Origin of the sequence: Sphingobacterium kyonggiense (assembly GCF_039536825.1) — a bacterium.
GTDB classification, from domain to species: domain Bacteria; phylum Bacteroidota; class Bacteroidia; order Sphingobacteriales; family Sphingobacteriaceae; genus Sphingobacterium; species Sphingobacterium kyonggiense.
Genome location: NZ_BAAAZI010000001.1, coordinates 67,742 through 85,104, shown reverse-complemented (window position 1 = coordinate 85,104; position 17,363 = coordinate 67,742). Strand labels below are relative to the sequence as shown.

Sequence of the window (17,363 nt, the reverse complement as noted above, 5' to 3'; positions counted from 1 at the left end):
TTACAGATATTCAGCATTAAAGATCGTAAATTATTTGCATTGTCCGTTCTGTAAATGGATCGCAATAACGGAGGTTAAATTCGAATAACTCTTCGTTAGAATAGGATTTTTCGATTTCTTTTCTTAGCATAGCTTTGGCTCTATTAAGACGAACCTTTACATTGCTTTCTGTGATTTCCAATAAGCTGGCGGTTTCAGCGAGATTTAAGCCATTGATTTCTCTAAGGGCAAAGACCATTCTATAGGACTCTGGGATTTTTGAAAGAGAATATTCAATAATCTGTCCTAACTCATGACTTTGAATTGTTTTCTGCCCATCATTTGATGATGTGGAGAACATCGGGTTAAGGTTTTCTTGAATAGAGTCCATAGCGGTTTCATTTTTGAAGCTGAACTTCTGTTTTTTATGGTAGCAGTGATTGAGCATGATTCGCATAAGCCAGGTCTTAAAACTAGCACGCGTTTCGAATTGGGCTAAGCACTTGTAGGCATCGACATAGGTATCTTGCATGAGGTCTTGTGTATCTTCATGGTTAAAGTTATAGGCACGTCCAATTTTATACAGTTGGGCATTAAACCGCCTTACAATAAGTTCGTAAAGCGGTTTCTGTCCTTCTAAGACTCTCTTAATTATTTCGGTTTCTGGGAGTGGTTCCATCATTTGATTTCTACTTATTTCAGAATATTGCTAAGCTTAGCCATTGAAAGAGCAGATATCGCCATTACTAAATCTCTGACGGCAACATCTAAGTAATTCAAACTTGTTAATAGACTGATGGCTATTAATGCTAACCATGCCGATACAATATATCCGCCAATAATTGGTTTTTTCAATACAATAAGTCCTGCGACAATTTCAATAACACCTACTATTTTCATAAAGACTGCACCTGAAAAGGGTAAAATGTCAGCCATGGTCGGATTTAAATATTGCTCCCAATTGCAAAGCAAGTTAGTGAATTTGTCGGCACCTGCCACAATGGGAACTATCACAAAGAGGTATTTTAATACATTGACTACTTTGCTGATTTCCTGGTTTTTGATTGTATTTTCCATTTTCTTGTTTTTTTATTGCTTTTACAGATATAGGGTGATTCAGCTGGCAATTGGTTACAAGAAATGGTGACAAATATATTGTGGTCAATTAATATTAGTTATTGAATTAAAGGGGTTTTGGTATTATCTGTAGAATTAGTAAATGGATGTGTACTTAGTCCTAAATAGGAGGAAGAAAGGAGTATAGTTGAAATATCAAAGATCAAATATTTCGGGATTATGATCTACAAAAATTGAATGTAAGGTGATTTATTTGCCCCTTGTGAATCGGGGGGTATATGAGTAACTGATTATAAAAAATATTCAATAGGCTTGGGGTATTAATTGTCATTTGAAAATAGCAGCTTATTTAAACCATATTAAAACATTGGTTACATTGATCGCTCGAATCATTTGTGCCTGTTGCCTAATCCTTTTAAAGTTTTGTTTGATCATTGTGTTATTTTGACCAATTATTTCTTTCATTTGCGCCTGATTTACGTTTGTACTCAATTCTGTTTCGTATAAATTCAAACCCTCCTTAAGACTATCTGTTCGTTTATTATTCATATAGGACAATAAGTGAGAGACTGCGTGAAATGTTCTGTATTTTTCAGGAAGGATATCATCTTCTGCTAATCTATAAGCAATTTGAGACATTTCTTCAACTAATGGAGCGAAACGAATAGATGCCTCTTTTTTCATTTTCTTTCGCTTTAGATCATCAAGAATTGGACATAAAATAAAACGTACTACAATCACACCAAAGATTAGGAAAAATAAAATGTTCATGGGTTTTTGTCCTTCAGCAGTAAGTAATAATCTATTCAGGTTATAAAGAATTATACCAGCTAAGACTCCAAAGAAAAAAAAGAGTCGCTTTCTACTATAAAACATGATTCTATATTTTTCATTGTCTATTTTTTCTTGTATTGCTGAAAAATTACTCAATAATATATGAGCTTCGGAAAGGTATTGTTTTAAGTCTTGACGTTCCACAATAATCGTGTTAGTGAATATTAATTGATAGTTAGGTTAAATATATGGATTTTGTTAAAGAATTTAATCAAAAACAAGTATTTAAGTGTTTGTTATTTGCTATTTAATTGATAAGTACGATCTTGATCATGGGTTATGCTGTAATTTTTCTTGCCATAAGACAAGTTTAAAGAACAATTCAGTTCTTAAATTCGTAACACATATTAATTAAAAATTAGAACGATGTCAAAGCAAGTATTCATTAATTTTCCGGTCAAGGATCTGAACAAGTCAATTACGTTTTATGAAGCATTAGGCTTTACAATTAACCCACAGTTTTCAGATGATACCGGAAAATGTATGGTTTGGAGTGATCATATTTTTGTGATGATTTTGGGTCATGAGAAATTTTCTTCATTTACTAATAAACCGTTGGCTGATTCGAAGAGAAGCATTGGAGGCATTTACTCGATGTCTGTTGATTCTGTTGATGCTATGAATGGCATTATGGAAAAAGGATTAGCAGCAGGAGGATTTGAGCCAAATGAACCAAGAGATTATGGGTTTATGCAACAAAGAACGATTGAGGATCCCGATGGAAATACTTGGGAATTCTTCTTTATGGATTTTTCAAAATTGCCTACAAACTAATTATTAGGTTAGCGTGTATTATTAATCTACCCTTTTCCTTAAAAACTAAAAATATGGAACGAAGTAGTTTGATTGAAATGAACAATGTAGGGATTGTTGTTGAGAATTTAGATGATGCCATTTCATTCTTTCGTGAAATAGGTTTGACTCTTGAGGGTAAAGGTATTGTTGAAGGGGAGTGGGCAGGTCGTGTGACTGGCCTACTTGACCAACAAGTAGAGGTTGCGATGATGGTGACGCCTGATGGGCATAGTCGATTGGAATTATCTAGATTTATTAGGCCAGAGCCAATATCAGATCATAGAAATGCTCCAGTAAATTCATTAGGTTATTTACGGGTTATGTTTCGAGTGGATCATTTGGACGAATTAGTGACTCGATTAGTTCGTAATGGTGCCACATTGGAAGGAGAGATCGTGCAATATGAGGATGTTTATCGTCTGTGTTATATTCGAGGGCCAGAGCGACTCTTAATTGGCCTCGCCGAAAAAATATAAGTGCTCTTTTGGAACCTATAAGAGCCTGGTGCCCCTAATTAGTCGAACCATTAAGTTCCTTCAGTTTGAAAAATAGGATTTTGGGTTTTCGTTTTCTTCTTTTTTTTCTTTCGTCGTCCCCACCAAATAAGGAAGCCTGTTATGGGTAATGTAGTAGAGATTATTCCTGCAAGGAAGGTGCTTAGTTTGCCAAATTGTCCCCACCATTGTCCCATATGTAGCTGCCATATCCAAATTTCTACTTTATTATGCATATGCTGCTGTTTCTGAATAGGGTATGGATTTCCAGTGTATTTATCGAAATAAAAGGTATGGTTGTTTTCGTCGCTCTTTATGCCAGCCCTGTCAGCAAGATTAAATGAAAATACACCCGACTTTTGGTAATCATAAACCCAATATTTGATTACTTTTTTTGTGGGTTGCTCCGCAAATAAATGATCCATAAGAGGGAAGGAATCGATAAATTCTTTATCTGGAATTGCTTTAGGGAGCTGCTTGTGCCAGTCAATCGTTGTGCCTCCGAAGGCTTTCATACTTATGTTCATCAACGGCTGGAAGAAAAGTATTAGGCCGGATAATCCAAGGATAAAGCAAATAATTAGGGAATAGAAACCATATACATTGTGGAAATCATAGTTCAGGCGCTTAAATCTTGCTTTCCAGCGTACGGTAAAGCTCGCCTTTACCTTGTTTTTTGTCCATCGTTTTGGCCACCAGAGTACTAGTCCTGTAATGGTACTAATTACAAAGATAACCGTTGCGATGGCGATGATCCATCCACCGACTGTTCCAATTTTAAAATGGGCATGAAGATGCGCCATGATAAAGAAGAAATGGATAGTTTTATCGTGTTTCAATATTTTGCCAGTGTAGGGGTCGATATAGACCATAGAAAGGGCAATCTTCTTAGGATCAAAGGTGTTAATTACAAGGGCTCGATTAGGATCCTTGTAATATAAAACATAAGAAGGGAGAAGTCCAGGAAATTCCTTTTTTTGGATATTCATTAGGATCTCTAAGGGTAACTTTTTATTTCCAGGTTCAATGTATTTTGCATCGCCTGCTGTCCATTCCACAATTTCGTCCGAATAAACAATGATTGTCCCGCTGAGGCATACAAATATCAAGATGATTCCTGATACTAAACTTGGCCAGAGGTGTAACCAGCTGACCAAGTTTAGCATGAAAGATTTACCCTTTTTTGTCTTACGATTATTACTCATGCAATAGATATTTAGAATCTATAGGATATCGTTCCTAATACCGTTCTTGTTGGTTGTGCATACAGCCAAAAGTTAGTGGTCAAATACTGTTTATTTGTTAGGTTATTTCCTTTTACGCTGACTCTAAAGCGATCACGTTCATAGAAAACGCTGGCATCCAATAAGAAGTAACCAGGCATTTTGAAAGTATTATAGTCATCGCCATAGAAATCGTCGGAATAGTTTCCTCCAAATCCTAAACCAAGGCCTTGAAGTTTTCCTTCGAGTAGACTATAGCTCGCCCAGAAGTTTCCGACATGATAAGGCGTTCCTTGCGGTTTTTTTCCTAATGTTTTCTCATCTCCTTTTGTGAATCGAGAATCGTTATAGCCATATCCTATGATGAGGTGCATTCCAGGAAAAGGCTTGGTCGTCAAGTCAAATTCAAATCCACGGCTTCTTTGACGTCCGTTTTGTACCGTTGTAGATTTTCCAGTTTCCTCAAGAATAGTAAAAGGTACATTGGTTACATCGATGTTATAATACGATGCATTTCCATGTAGTTTTTTGTCGAAGAGTTCATACTTTACACCAAACTCATACTGAGCAGCTTCTTGCGGTTTTATGGTTGCTGCATTAAACTGTACATTTTCCAGAACCATTCTTCCGTTTGTAAATCCATTCGTATAGTTTCCGAATAAGGAGACCTGATTGTCAATAACTTCATAAACAGCACCAAATTTTGGGGAGAAATAGGTTTCTTCGAAGTCGGTTACAAGGTCTTTATAGCGATCCATCCGTAGCCCGGCATTGATGTGTAGACGATTGTTGAGACTAAATACATCTGATAGGTAAATACCCATTGTTCGGTTCAGGGTGTTGATGGCACTTTCTTGCGCATTGGCAAAGAGTTGATCTACTTTTGCCATGTTAATTGCTGGCACATTTTGAAAGCGATTTACTTTGTCATAGTAGTTTAGCATTTTACGTTGGGTATAGTATTTGTCGTCGTTATAATCTACACCAATTAAAAGTTTATTAGTCCATTTTTCATTTCCATATACGCCTACGAAATTCTGCTGAATACTTGTTGTTATGAACTCACTTGGAATCCGCATGATTCGTCTACCTATGGTATCACGGGTGAGTGGTACTGCGAATAGATAATTTGAATGGTTATTTGTATTTGCAGATGAGAAGATCGTTTTTGATGTCCAACGGTTAGAAATACGGTAGTCGGCACTTGTCATGACGTTTAGTACATCCGATTTCATGGTTAGATCATTCGAGGAAAACGATTGTTTTACATTCCAATCGAAAGCAGCCAACTCATTAAATCCTTTTGGGAGGTAACCTACGGCGATCATATTTTTCTCAGCTTTCGAGTATTCAGCTTCAATGTTTAATGTTAATCGATCATTGACTAAGAATCGAAATGCAGGTGCGAAAAATATAGTATTGTCTTTTCCGAAGTCTTGGAAGGTTCGTCCTCGTTGCAGAGCCGTATTAAAACGGAATAATACGGTTTTACTTTCATTGATTGGGGTATTGAAATCAAGCGTAAGTCGGCTTAGGTCATAAGCGCCATAACTGTAGCTTGCTTCGCCAAAGCTATATGGTTTTGGCTTTTTAGTAACAATATTTATGATACCCCCATATGATATTTCGTTGGATGTACCGTATAGTGTTCCTGCAGGCCCTTTAATTATTTCGATTGCTTCAATATTTGCAAGATCTGACATAGTCGTTTGAGATGTTCTGTAGCCGTTTTTGAGAGAACCAGATCCTGTGGAGAAGCCGCGCATTTTTGCGATGACTGTAAATCCTCCAGCACCTAATCCGTTGGTTATATTAGCAATTCCTGGAGCGGCAAGTAGTGCTGACTTCATGTCGGTTACTGAACGTTCTTTCAACAGTTCTTGGGGTATTATATTGTATGATTGGGAGCTTTCGAGGTTTTCCTGCGGCATTTTACCGACCGTCTCTGTTTTCTTTTCAGCGAATTTTCTTGCAGCAGATACGACGACCTCATCAATCTGGTTTTGTTTTGTTCCAATGTAGAAGGTATAGAGATTACGTTCAGCATTCTTGATTTGCTCTTGGTATTGCTCTCCTTGATATTCGATTTGGAAAGTGTAAATCTTATTAGGGTCTAGGTCTAAGAAAACCTTTCCTTGTTTGTCAGTTATAAATACCTCAGCAGATTCTAGGACTTTTAGTTTAGCTGCTTCGATAGGCTGATAATTGAAATCTAAAATTCGAATGCTAGTAGATTTTGTTTGAGCTATAAGCAGTTCGATGCATAAGCAAGAAATAATGCAGAAAGCATATAAGTGTTTTTTCATCTTTATTAAGATTAATTCTAATTTGGACAAAAATATTTGTAATTTTCGCATGATTTTTACGATTTTAAGACGTAAAAAGTACGAGTTTTTGCCATCGCTAATTATTATATGAAACCACTTAAAGAGCGTTTTCAACTAAAGTTTAACCGTAATAAGCGTAATATCGCCTTGGACAAGGAGGGGTATAGAGAACTGTTTTTTAAAACATCATTTTACAATATTCCGGTTCGGGAGAAATTCATTGTGGATGATTCTTTCATTGTAATTTATTCAGAATCCACAATTGATAGTCCGGTGACTGTCCCCATATTTTTGGCGGATGGAGTATTTAAGATGCAATTTGAGTTAGAGGGTTATTCTTCTTTTTGTTCTTCTGATTTGGATATTGAAATTCCTGAGCAGCACTTTAATTTGTTTTTTCTTCCGAAGGTTCATGGTGCATTGCAATATCGTAAATCACGTGTATGTGTTGATGTTATGTTCGATAAGGAGATGTTTGAACGCGATGTATCTAGGCTTATTCCGCAATCGTCGGTGTTTCTGAAGCAGCTATTGGATAACAACGCTTGTAAGCTGTTTGATCAATCGCCAAGGATTACTATAGAGATGCTTACAGTAATTCATCAGATATTGGAAAGCAGGCTACCACACAACCTTCAAGCGACATATAATAGGTTGAAGATTCAGGAATTGTTGGTATTAATATTTTCAAAATTGGCCATGCAAGAAGGGAAAGGCCAGTCAGACCTTTCTTTGGCCGAGAATGAAAAAGTTTTACAGATTTCTGAATGGATTGCGCAAAGAGGTATTCGATTAATATCTGTTCAGGAGCTTGTTGACCATTTCGGTTTATCACAGAAGGTTATTAATCGTGGTTTTCAAAAATACTATGACTGCAGCGTAGCACAGTATATTAAGAAGGTGCAAATGGAAAGTGCAAAGAGGCTTATTAAGGAGCAAGGTTATTCCATTAATGAGATTGCGCAATTAATGGGCTACAGTTATCCGCAACATTTTTCCGTTGCTTTCAGTAAGTATTTTGGATATTCTCCCAAAGAGGTTAAGCAAAAAATTAGTTAGCTATTTCTGGATGTTAGAGTTTGGTTGGTACTGCCGTATGCATATCCTTGCATTATGACATTTTAATTCAGTGGATACAAAAGGTGATTAAAGTTTTGTGTTGTGAAACCGCTGGTACAAAACTCGCACCCTTTTCTTGCTATTTATGGGTAATCATCATTTCTAAATATTTCGTTAAAATTTTTCAAGACTTCCTTAAATTCTTCTTTCTTGGCTGTCAGATTATCCTAAAGTAATTCGTTGTTGTTTTTTGTCTGAATGACTTGCTTTTTCCTGTTGTAAATCCCGTATAAATAACATGGGTGTTATTGGATTTAATATGAAATGATTTATCTAAGACCCTAGCTAATTTGAATTGTATTTCTATTGGGTTTAGTATAGGATTGCTAGTAATCAAGCTTGATATTGCTTCGAGACGCTTAGGGGATTTCCTTGGATCTGATAGGGATCTCCTTCGGATCTCGTTCGCTTCTAACCGAACGAGATCCGAAGGAGATCCGAACAAGTTCCGAAGGAGATCCGAAGGAGTCTCGGAGCAAACCCCTAGGAAACCCCTGTTAAACCCTAAGGAAACACAAAGAAAACCATTGTAATAGATATGAGATATGAGACCGCTACGCTATTAGATAGGAGACAGTAAGGTATAAAGGAAAAAGGAGGAAGTAGAATGAAGGAAGGAGAAGATAAGGGAAAAGAAAGATGTTAGGTGTTATGCGGTTGAAGCATGCATTGCCTCTACAAACAATCATGATTTTAATATCTCTAATCACCAAAACTGTAGGGTCGAAGCATGCTTCGACTTCATAAATTAAAACCATTAAAACACTTAGAAAAAGCCATTAAAATAGACAACAGATTTTTTTAGGTCTGTTGTCTTTGAGTATATGGTTTATTGTTCCCTCATCTTCGATTCGGGATGACCCGATCTTGTGGGTGGGAATTTGAGACTCTACGCTTCGCTCTGAGTTGTAAGGAACGTTATTTATCACCCCTAATATCTAACAGCGAAGCGGTCTCCTATTAACAAACTGTCTAGATAGCACATTAGGTAGGAGTGGTACTGAGTGAGTTTGAGGGAAGGGGGGGATCCCCGACGATTACGAACGGAATGTCCGCCCGTTTTTTGTTGTGATAGATGTCAGAGGAGAGACACTGGAAAATTACTCCTTGTCCTGGTTTTTGTGTTCTTATCATTTATTATTGATGTTTTGTAAACATAGCAAGTTTCGGATTTTCTGGCAATGCATATATTCCAATCTTTGTTATGAAAGTTAAACAGAACAATTATGCAAAGATTTAAAAACAAGTACGCAATTATTACAGGTGGAACAAACGGAATGGGATTTGCCACAGCCCAACAATTCATCAATGAAGGTGGCAAAGTAGTAATTACCGGACGAAGTGATGAAACAGTAAGCAAAGCTGTAGAAAAATTAGGTGAAAATTCACATGGAATTGTGTCAAATGCAGGAAGTATGCATGATATTTTTAAGTTGCAGGAGCAAGTAAAACAATATATAGATACGATAGATTTCTTATTTGTGAATGCAGGCTACGGACGTTTTTCCTCTATTGAAGATGCAAACGAAAACCATTTTGATGAATTATTCAATATGTTGGTAAAAGGAACGTTTTTTACTGTTCAGCAAATTTTACCAATTATGAAAAATGGTAGTTCAATTGTTTTAAATACATCCTTTGTAACTGAAATTGGAACAGCCAATTTTTCTGTATATTCAGCAGCTAAATCAGCAGTGAAATCATTTATTAAAACATTTGCATCCGAGCTGACAGAAAAAGGTATTCGTGTAAATGGTATCAGTTCGGGACATATCAAAACTAATATTTTCAACAATACTGGATTAAATGCGGATCAAATTAAGGCCGCTCTTGAGGGGATTATCCCTACAATTCCATTCAAAAGATTAGGAGAACCTATAGAAATTGCAAATTCGGTTTTATTTTTAGCTTCGGATGAAGCTTCATATATTCACGGCACTGAATTGACAGTAGATGCTGGTATTTCAGTGATAAGAGGATAACACAAGAGTTAAGAAAATTAGATTGTTATAGCTTAACCTAAAAAATGCATGCTATAGGTGTTTATGTTTTGCCTTTTTTTTGCCGTTTTGTATTTCAAAGACCCAAATTTAGCAGAAAGTATACTTCCCAAATGTTTTGACATCAGCAAAAATATAAAGGGATTAGTCAAAACAATATATCTATTAGTAGTAGCAGATATTCAAAGGCAGTTAGTCAAGCAAATTGGAGGCGCCGAATTAAATCAACTATTGAATAACAGTGAAGAGATTGAGGATTGGAAAGCAGTTGGAATTATTTCAACTATGGGGTTAGGCTCAGTGGCATTAGGATAAGTGGCTTTATTAAAATATAATTTAGAGATCTTTAAGGGAGATATCAAAAATGGAAAAGTTGTAATTTGAAATTTATGCTAGAAGTGTCTCGAATACTGTGTAAATAAAAAATACGGAGTCCATATAATTTATTTACTCATTTTATAATACAGTGCCAGAACTTAAGTTAATAGTCTTAATTGATAGATATATGAATTTATAAAACGAATTGATTACAAAAATTCATTAATATAGACACTTTCTCTTAAAATGTGTAAGTTGTAAAAATACGGAGTTCATTGGACTTCGCATTTTTATTTACTTAAATCTAAAATACTATAATTGACAAGGAGTCATTATTAAATGAAAAGGTGTTCTTAAAAAGTTCTAAGGATGCTGCAGACCTGAGTTCCTTTGTAGCTATTTGTTCAATTACGTTTGAACCTGAGTATTCTATCCCTCCTACATAATCCTGTCTGCTGATGACCCCATTTTACAAGTTGTCCAATAACCTAGGAACGGGATATTTAGCTTCGGGAATAGTGCCGCAACATTATGTCAACGAGTCAGACTCATTACCATTAAAAAATCGGTCATCTCTAGATGATTCTTGGATTCAACAAACTTTGACAATTGTTGAAGGAGGCAAGAGTCTAGAAAAACGTGGAGCTGGTAAAAGATCATCTTTAAGTATGTTTCGGATTATGATAGCTATTAAATTACAACAAGCCAATCAGTGGATCTTACATATAAATAATTAACACTTTTCTAACACATACTTAAAGTAGGGATAACTGTAGGTTAATAGTAGCTGATTAACTTTGGGAGATTACCTTCAATTTACTTGTAATGAAAAGCAACGCAACCGAAATCAATGAACAGTTATTGGAAAAAATACGGCAAGGGGATACCGCTGCATTTCAGGAATTGTATTTTCGCATGCGTAGTAAAGTTGTCGGTTTTTCTTACAAGTTTTTGCACTCTCAGGAAGATGCAAAGGAATTAACTCAGGAGGTATTTGTTAAACTTTGGGAACATCGAGAAAAAATCGACTCCAACAAAAATATAGAGAGCCTTTTATTTGTCATGGTTCGATACAGTATACTTGATGCTTGGAAAAGAAAGTTGCGTCACGATGATTTTCTCGAAACGCAAAGTCGAATTGAGCAGCATCAGGATTCCACTTCGCAATATATTGACTATCAAGAATGCTATGAAGTGTTAATCCGTTCTATTGAGAGTCTGCCTCAGCAGGCACGGAAGGTGTATCGTTTGAGTCGGGAGGAAGGGCTGACTCATCAGGAAATCGCTGATCAACTACAGATTTCTACCAATACAGTGAGTAACCATATCAAAAAATCTATGCGCCAGATACGTACCTACTTTAATAATAGCTATCCAGAAGCAATTAACTGTATTCTCTGCTTGGTTTTGGCCTTTATTTAAGCGTCAATTTTTTTATACCAATTATTTATTTTTTTCTTTCGAGTAGCCGTTCTTTCCTTGCCAATCTTTCTATAGATAAATAAGTAAAAGAAGTGCAAGAAAAAGATTATATCCAAAGCATTATGGAACTTTTCCGACGAGGGCAAGCAAGCTCGGCGGAGAAAAGGATCCTCCTGCATTATTTGGAAATAGTTCAGGAAGAAGAGCATATGGAACTCTTAAAAGAGTTGATGTTTGAACTTTGGAAAGGCGAACCTCTTCATCGGGAGGAGTCCAAAGAGACGAAGGCAGAGTTTGATAAAATCTTGTTAAGAATTCCAAATGATAAGAAGAGAAAGCCCATCAGAATAGTACAGTTTTGGTATTATGCGGCTGCATTAATATTAATCTTTTCAATTTTTTCGACGTGGTTTTATTTTCAGAAATCAGAATACGCTGTGCAACCCACAAGCATAGTATGGTCAAGTAAAACTACTCGTGATGGACAGAAAGTGAAAATAAGATTAAGTGACAGTAGTATTGTTTATTTAGCGGGTGGAAGTACTTTACGATGGCCTGACCAATTTCAAAAAGGACAGAAACGAGAAGTTATACTTACAGGGGAGGCATTTTTTGAGGTTAAACGAGATACAAATAGTCCATTTGTTGTTCATACTGAGCAAATGAGTACCTTGGTTTTGGGCACTTCCTTTAACATAAATGCTTATCCAAAGGATAGAAGTCAGATTGTCTCTGTGCGTAGTGGAAAGGTTCGTGTGAGTAGTACAGGAGCGCGCCATTCGAAAAAATTTGCGGATTTGACTGCTGGAATGAGTTTGACCTATGACCAGCAGACAATGGATTACAGTGTAGAAAAAGATCAGGATTCCTCTTCATTTAATAGTTGGATAGAAAACCGTCTTAGTTTTCGAAATGCCAATATCGAAGAAATAACAACCAAATTAAGCAGGTATTATAATATTGATTTTGAGGTCAAGGGTTCGTGCAAATTTGATAATTATCGCATTAACGCCAGTTTTGACAACCAACCTATCGGAAAGATTATGGAGCAGTTAGTAATCATGAGAGGAGGTAGACTTAACTATCGGATCAATAGCGAAAATTCAATAACCATATGGAGGAAGGAATGCCCATGATGTAATCACAGTAAAGCAGCGGATCACGCTAACACAAAAAACGAGAAACAAAAAAGGAAAATAGAACCGTTCTGGTCCAACAGAACGGTTCGAGAAACAAAATTTTAATCAATTGAATAACTAAAATCATTGAATTCTATGAATATAAACATATATTCTCAAAACAAAAGAAAATATTCGAAATCTTGGAATCAGGTAATATTATTAATCTGCTTCGTTATATTACTGTTTTTTATTCCTGTGGTTTTCAATAATGCTAGGGCACAGGGACTTCAGAAAAAAGTGAGCTTAACCGTTAAATCAGTACCCATAACCATTGCCCTACGAGAATTGCAGTCGGCATCTGGATTGCTGATAAATTATGATGGTAATATATTTTCCGCTCAGACTAAAGTCAGTTTAGATGTACAAAATCACACTACCGAAACAATATTAAAACAACTATTAGCAAGTAGCAATGTTGGTTTTAAAACAGCAGGCAGCAATACTGTTGTGTTATATAAATTACCAACTCCGGCTAACCTAGGGCGGATTATAGGGAGTGTTGTTGACGGGAGCGGTGAACCATTGGTCGGTGCTTCGGTATTAGTACAGGGAGTAGGGCGGTCTGCTATGACCGATAACAAGGGGAATTTTAATATTGAATTAAAAGCAGGGACTTATACCATTGATATAACTTATATTTCATACGAAAGCCAGCGGATTACAGATATAAAAATTATTGATGGTCAGAGTACTCCTCTAAATATTGCCATGAAAGCAAGTGCAAATACGATAAGTCAGGTGATTGTGACATCTTCTTATAAAGTAGCTAGCATCTCAGGACTATTGGCGCGGCAAAAGAATGCTTCGGAGATTAGTAATGGTATCTCGGCAGAACAGATTGCACAGACACCCGATCGCAATGTGGGTGAGAGTTTGAAACGTATTTCTGGTGTTTCTACAATCAATGATAAGTTCGTAATCGTTAGGGGGATAGGAGAGCGATATAACTCAGCAACATTGGATGGCACTACATTGCCAAGTACCGAGGCTCAAAGTCGAAGCTTTTCTTTCGATATTATTCCCACGGCTATAATAGACAATGTTGTGGTGGCGAAATCTATCACACCGGATATGAATGTTAGTTTTGGTGGCGGGCTTATCCAGATTAATACTAAGGATATTCCCAATGAAAACTTTATTTCCTTAGGTGCAGGAACTTCAATAAACGGACAATCCATAGGAAAAGACTTCCTGAGCCCGCAACGAGGGAAATACGACTATCTTGGTTTTGATGATGGAAGAAGGTTATTTCCAAAAGATTTATATATCGCATCAGCAATATCTCCAATTGAGGAGGTTGTTTCGCAAAGTAAGCGTTTTACAACGGATAATTTTACCCTATATAAATATAAAACTTTACCATCACAAAATTATCAATTTACAATTGGTCGTCTCTATAACTTAAGGGGGGGAAGCGTCCGGAAATTTGGTTTTGTAGGAGCGCTTAATTATCGCAATCGACAGGACATTACAAATATAGAGGATACCAAACGAGGGTCATGGTACGACGAGTTTCCAGATAAGAATACGGGAACGATTTACGAGTTTAATACAACTTGGGGTGGTTTGTTAAATTTGGGTTTACAGATTGATCAACATCGTTTTTCTTTTCGAAATACATTGACTCGGGTATTCAACAGTAGTTTAACTCGAGTAATCGGAATTGATGCAGATGGTGATCCAGAAGGAATGCCAGATCGGATACGAGAAACTACAATCCCAACTTTTACTACACTCCTGCAAAATAAACTAACAGGACAACATCAGTTTCACGATCTAAAATTAGATTGGGAATTCGCTCGATCTGGAACCAGGCGCGATGATAAGGATATGGGAATATTAAGCCAGAGTTTGACTTCCGAAGCAATTAATGGTGAACGTCTCTTTTTATATGAATATTCACAATTGGTAGAAGGTAGAAGCCAGCCAGCCTCGCGGCATAACTACTCCAATAGAGAAACACATTATTCCTGGGGAGCATCAGCGATGTACCCATTCATTTTTAGGAATATGAAAAGTACGACAAAGCTAGGATATTTTGGTTTACAACGTAATGCAACATTTCGGTATGAAATTGCCGCTATGGTTGTAGATAACAAAACCTTTGACCAGAGTTTAAGATACATTTCTATTGGTGATCGTTTTAAACCGGAAAATATAGGTGCGCATGGTTTTATGTATGAAATGGATGGGTGGGATTTGGATAACTATCAAGGTAAAAGTCAAAATCACTCAGGATACCTCATGTTTGATCATAAGTATTCTGATAAATTACGTTTAGTTTGGGGTCTTCGGGCGGATGCTTACAAGTATACGGAAATCCAAAATCCCAAAAGTGACGGCTCCTTTGTTACTTTTCAATTACCTGAAGAAAAGAGTATTCGTTGGATGCCATCTGCTAATTTGACCTATTCACCAATTAATACTTTAAATATTAGACTGGCGTATGGTAAAACGGTTATTCGTCCTGAAATGCTTGAAAACAGTCAGTTTTTACGGTATAATCCAACTTTTGAAGGCGTGTTTGGCAGTTCAGGAATTAGTAGTACAGGTATTACCAGTTGGGATCTGAAAGGAGAGTGGTTTCCAGGATTAGGTGAAATTCTATCATTGGGTGGATTTTATAAGCATTTTGATAAGCCCACTGAAATCTATGCACAGGCGACGGGAACTTATGATTGGCAATATACACTGACTAACTCTTCTCTGGCCAAAGTATATGGATTAGAATTTGATCTAAGAAAAAATCTCGGTTTCATTTACGATCATTTTATGTTTCGAAATATAGCGGTTTATGGAAACCTGACCTTGCAAAAAGGTGAAGTAGTTGCCTATGTGGATATACAAGATCAGGAAACAAATGAATATCAACGTTTCGAATCCAAACAGTCACGATCGATGTACGGTCAGAGCCCTTATTTGATCAATATCGGATTACAATATGCTGGTGATCGGTTGGGATTAAATTTTGTTTTTAATCGTTCAGGAAGAAAGACCTCTTTCGTGACTACTACACCACAAGAAACGGAATATGAGATGCCACGAAATCAATTGGATGCACAGGTGGGTTATAAATTTTTTAAAAAAAATCTTGAAATGAAAATCAATGCTGGTAATATTCTAGATGCTGTATCTGTGTTTTATAATAATTATAACAGTTATGAGAACAATCCAGATGCAGCAGCAGGGGATTACATAAATAGTCAGAGATTAAAAGATGGGTTTAGTAATGATTTTGATGAAGGGGATCGTGTTATGTTAAGACAGCGATTCGGACGTACTTTAGGGGCAACCGTAACATACAAATTTTAAAAACCATAAATCTTATAAGGAAAGGAGGGTAAAGTGGAAGACTTTAATAACTTTTAGCATTTCACCATAACCCTTGGGTAAATATTAAATATTAAATAAAAATTATTTTTAAACTATTCCTAGATTAACTATATAGTCAATTTAGGTTTTCAAAAAAGATTATGAAAAAATCTATATTTAAATTCATGAGTTTGCTGGTAGTTTCTACTTCTTTGATGCTTAGCTGTAAGAAAGGTGAGTTATTTGATACCAGTTCGCCTAAGATTGTAGAAATCGCTTTTAGTGGTTCTAGTACTATTCCATTGGAAATTGTATACAATAATGCTGTTGTTGATAGTACTCGAGGGATATTCAATACAATGCCGATTCCATTTAGACTAAATATTGCAAAAGGAGGTGAAAAGTTATTTGTTCGTGAAAAAGGAAAGACAACGACGCTGAAAAGTTATGATATAAATGCTGAAAACTTTACGCAGGAATTGGGAATTTTTTATGATAATGGAGTGATTTATGATGTAGGGATAAATTATAAATTGCAAATTTTAGCTAAAGACGGCGGATTGGATTTTTATCTGGATGATCAAATTATCTATCAGAATCCATAAGAGGGTGCTATTACTGAAACCCTTACCATACCTATTAATAAAGAACAAAACCGGAAGCTTGTGGTAAAGAGAATAGGAGAAGATGAAGTTTTGTTGACAAAAACAATTACTGATGCTGACACCAATACAACATTGAAATTTTTTCTTGAAGGCAAAGAATTAATTGAAAACCTAACTATCCCAACATTAAAAAACACAAAATGGATGTCTGTTACCTTTAAGTTACGTATAAACGCAACAGCTGTTGAAACAAAGTTTGTTGCCGGTGATATGGATTTTGTCGCATATGTTCGGAATATGAATACAATGGAAGTTAAAAAATTAAACCCTGAATTTCGGTTCACAGTTCCAGCAAATCAGTCTTTTGTAACAATGGAACTGCCTCCTGTTGGCGAGTCAGAGCATTATACATTTGATCTAGTAAAAAAAGGAACTAACGAACCTGCTTTTGTTAGCAACAATTTAGACAAGAAAGTAAGTTTGGGTTTTGGAAACTATGGTACATTTTATTTTTTTAATCCGGATTTTTCGACTTTTATACCAGGTGAGCGAATTATATGCTTATTGTCCATAGCAGAGGAAACAGGTGGTGATAATTATGATGAGATTTTCGTTACGCCTTCAGTTTCTGAAATCATCACAAGTTGGATTAATTTTGAATGATGTTACATTAGATT

Annotated in this window: 15 protein-coding genes; 10 read left to right on the top strand and 5 right to left on the bottom strand. The window is 36.1% G+C overall.

Annotated elements, in window-relative coordinates:
- Positions 1-16: 16 nt before the first annotated feature.
- The 3 genes from ABD676_RS00375 to ABD676_RS00365 form a co-directional block, all read right to left on the bottom strand.
- Positions 17-661 (bottom strand): sigma-70 family RNA polymerase sigma factor, encoded by a 645-nt coding sequence (locus ABD676_RS00375; RefSeq protein ID WP_344672698.1) that lies wholly within the window; start codon positions 659-661, stop codon positions 17-19.
- Between the two features lie 11 nt (positions 662-672).
- Positions 673-1,056, bottom strand: a complete 384-nt coding sequence (locus tag ABD676_RS00370) for a hypothetical protein (protein WP_344672697.1) — start codon at positions 1,054-1,056, stop codon at positions 673-675.
- A 345-nt stretch (positions 1,057-1,401) separates the two neighbouring features.
- The gene (locus ABD676_RS00365) at positions 1,402-2,034 is read right to left on the bottom strand and encodes a hypothetical protein (RefSeq protein ID WP_344672696.1); all 633 of its coding nucleotides are present in this window, start codon (positions 2,032-2,034) and stop codon (positions 1,402-1,404) included.
- A 222-nt stretch (positions 2,035-2,256) separates the two neighbouring features.
- Here ABD676_RS00365 and ABD676_RS00360 point away from each other — a divergent pair, with 222 nt between their 5' ends.
- Complete coding sequence (locus ABD676_RS00360; RefSeq protein ID WP_344672695.1) at positions 2,257-2,664, top strand: VOC family protein; 408 nt, start codon at positions 2,257-2,259, stop codon at positions 2,662-2,664.
- A 53-nt stretch (positions 2,665-2,717) separates the two neighbouring features.
- The gene (locus tag ABD676_RS00355) at positions 2,718-3,161 is read left to right on the top strand and encodes a VOC family protein (protein WP_344672694.1); all 444 of its coding nucleotides are present in this window, start codon (positions 2,718-2,720) and stop codon (positions 3,159-3,161) included.
- A gap of 50 nt (positions 3,162-3,211) precedes the next feature.
- Here ABD676_RS00355 and ABD676_RS00350 read toward each other — a convergent pair whose 3' ends face one another.
- Together ABD676_RS00350 and ABD676_RS00345 are read right to left on the bottom strand one after the other, a co-directional pair.
- Entirely contained in the window at positions 3,212-4,384 is a 1,173-nt protein-coding gene (locus tag ABD676_RS00350; RefSeq protein ID WP_344672693.1) for a PepSY-associated TM helix domain-containing protein, read from the bottom strand.
- An 11-nt stretch (positions 4,385-4,395) separates the two neighbouring features.
- Positions 4,396-6,708, bottom strand: coding sequence for a TonB-dependent siderophore receptor (locus tag ABD676_RS00345; protein ID WP_344672692.1), 2,313 nt, complete (start codon positions 6,706-6,708; stop codon positions 4,396-4,398).
- A 108-nt stretch (positions 6,709-6,816) separates the two neighbouring features.
- Between ABD676_RS00345 and ABD676_RS00340 the strand changes: the two genes are divergently transcribed.
- From ABD676_RS00340 to ABD676_RS00305, 8 genes are all read left to right on the top strand, one after another.
- Complete coding sequence (locus ABD676_RS00340; RefSeq protein WP_344672691.1) at positions 6,817-7,788, top strand: helix-turn-helix domain-containing protein; 972 nt, start codon at positions 6,817-6,819, stop codon at positions 7,786-7,788.
- Positions 7,789-9,074: 1,286 nt separating this feature from the next.
- Positions 9,075-9,830: an SDR family oxidoreductase gene (locus ABD676_RS00335; RefSeq protein ID WP_344672690.1), complete on the top strand. Its 756-nt coding sequence runs from the start codon at positions 9,075-9,077 to the stop codon at positions 9,828-9,830.
- Positions 9,831-9,893: 63 nt separating this feature from the next.
- Complete coding sequence (locus ABD676_RS00330; protein WP_344672689.1) at positions 9,894-10,163, top strand: hypothetical protein; 270 nt, start codon at positions 9,894-9,896, stop codon at positions 10,161-10,163.
- Between the two features lie 828 nt (positions 10,164-10,991).
- The gene (locus tag ABD676_RS00325) at positions 10,992-11,588 is read left to right on the top strand and encodes an RNA polymerase sigma-70 factor (RefSeq protein WP_344672688.1); all 597 of its coding nucleotides are present in this window, start codon (positions 10,992-10,994) and stop codon (positions 11,586-11,588) included.
- Positions 11,589-11,710: 122 nt separating this feature from the next.
- On the top strand, positions 11,711-12,724 hold the full coding sequence (locus ABD676_RS00320) for a FecR family protein (protein ID WP_344672687.1): 1,014 nt from the start codon (positions 11,711-11,713) through the stop codon (positions 12,722-12,724).
- Between the two features lie 282 nt (positions 12,725-13,006).
- Positions 13,007-16,081: a TonB-dependent receptor gene (locus ABD676_RS00315; RefSeq protein ID WP_344672686.1), complete on the top strand. Its 3,075-nt coding sequence runs from the start codon at positions 13,007-13,009 to the stop codon at positions 16,079-16,081.
- A 161-nt stretch (positions 16,082-16,242) separates the two neighbouring features.
- Positions 16,243-16,686, top strand: a complete 444-nt coding sequence (locus tag ABD676_RS00310; RefSeq protein ID WP_344672685.1) for a hypothetical protein — start codon at positions 16,243-16,245, stop codon at positions 16,684-16,686.
- A 60-nt stretch (positions 16,687-16,746) separates the two neighbouring features.
- Positions 16,747-17,349: a hypothetical protein gene (locus tag ABD676_RS00305; RefSeq protein ID WP_344672684.1), complete on the top strand. Its 603-nt coding sequence runs from the start codon at positions 16,747-16,749 to the stop codon at positions 17,347-17,349.
- Positions 17,350-17,363 lie beyond the last annotated feature (14 nt).

Excerpts from the sequence above, each read along its gene's own strand:
- ABD676_RS00325 (WP_344672688.1), top strand. The coding sequence starts at position 10,992 with ATGAAAAGCAACGCAACCGAAATCAATGAACAGTTATTGGAAAAAATA.
- ABD676_RS00340 (WP_344672691.1), top strand. The coding sequence starts at position 6,817 with ATGAAACCACTTAAAGAGCGTTTTCAACTAAAGTTTAACCGTAATAAG.
- ABD676_RS00345 (WP_344672692.1), bottom strand. The coding sequence starts at position 6,708 with ATGAAAAAACACTTATATGCTTTCTGCATTATTTCTTGCTTATGCATC.
- ABD676_RS00320 (WP_344672687.1), top strand. The coding sequence starts at position 11,711 with ATGGAACTTTTCCGACGAGGGCAAGCAAGCTCGGCGGAGAAAAGGATC.
- ABD676_RS00360 (WP_344672695.1), top strand. The coding sequence starts at position 2,257 with ATGTCAAAGCAAGTATTCATTAATTTTCCGGTCAAGGATCTGAACAAG.
- ABD676_RS00350 (WP_344672693.1), bottom strand. The coding sequence starts at position 4,384 with ATGAGTAATAATCGTAAGACAAAAAAGGGTAAATCTTTCATGCTAAAC.
- ABD676_RS00355 (WP_344672694.1), top strand. The coding sequence starts at position 2,718 with ATGGAACGAAGTAGTTTGATTGAAATGAACAATGTAGGGATTGTTGTT.
- ABD676_RS00335 (WP_344672690.1), top strand. The coding sequence starts at position 9,075 with ATGCAAAGATTTAAAAACAAGTACGCAATTATTACAGGTGGAACAAAC.
- ABD676_RS00330 (WP_344672689.1), top strand. The coding sequence starts at position 9,894 with ATGTTTTGCCTTTTTTTTGCCGTTTTGTATTTCAAAGACCCAAATTTA.
- ABD676_RS00375 (WP_344672698.1), bottom strand. The coding sequence starts at position 661 with ATGATGGAACCACTCCCAGAAACCGAAATAATTAAGAGAGTCTTAGAA.
- ABD676_RS00310 (WP_344672685.1), top strand. The coding sequence starts at position 16,243 with ATGAAAAAATCTATATTTAAATTCATGAGTTTGCTGGTAGTTTCTACT.
- ABD676_RS00370 (WP_344672697.1), bottom strand. The coding sequence starts at position 1,056 with ATGGAAAATACAATCAAAAACCAGGAAATCAGCAAAGTAGTCAATGTA.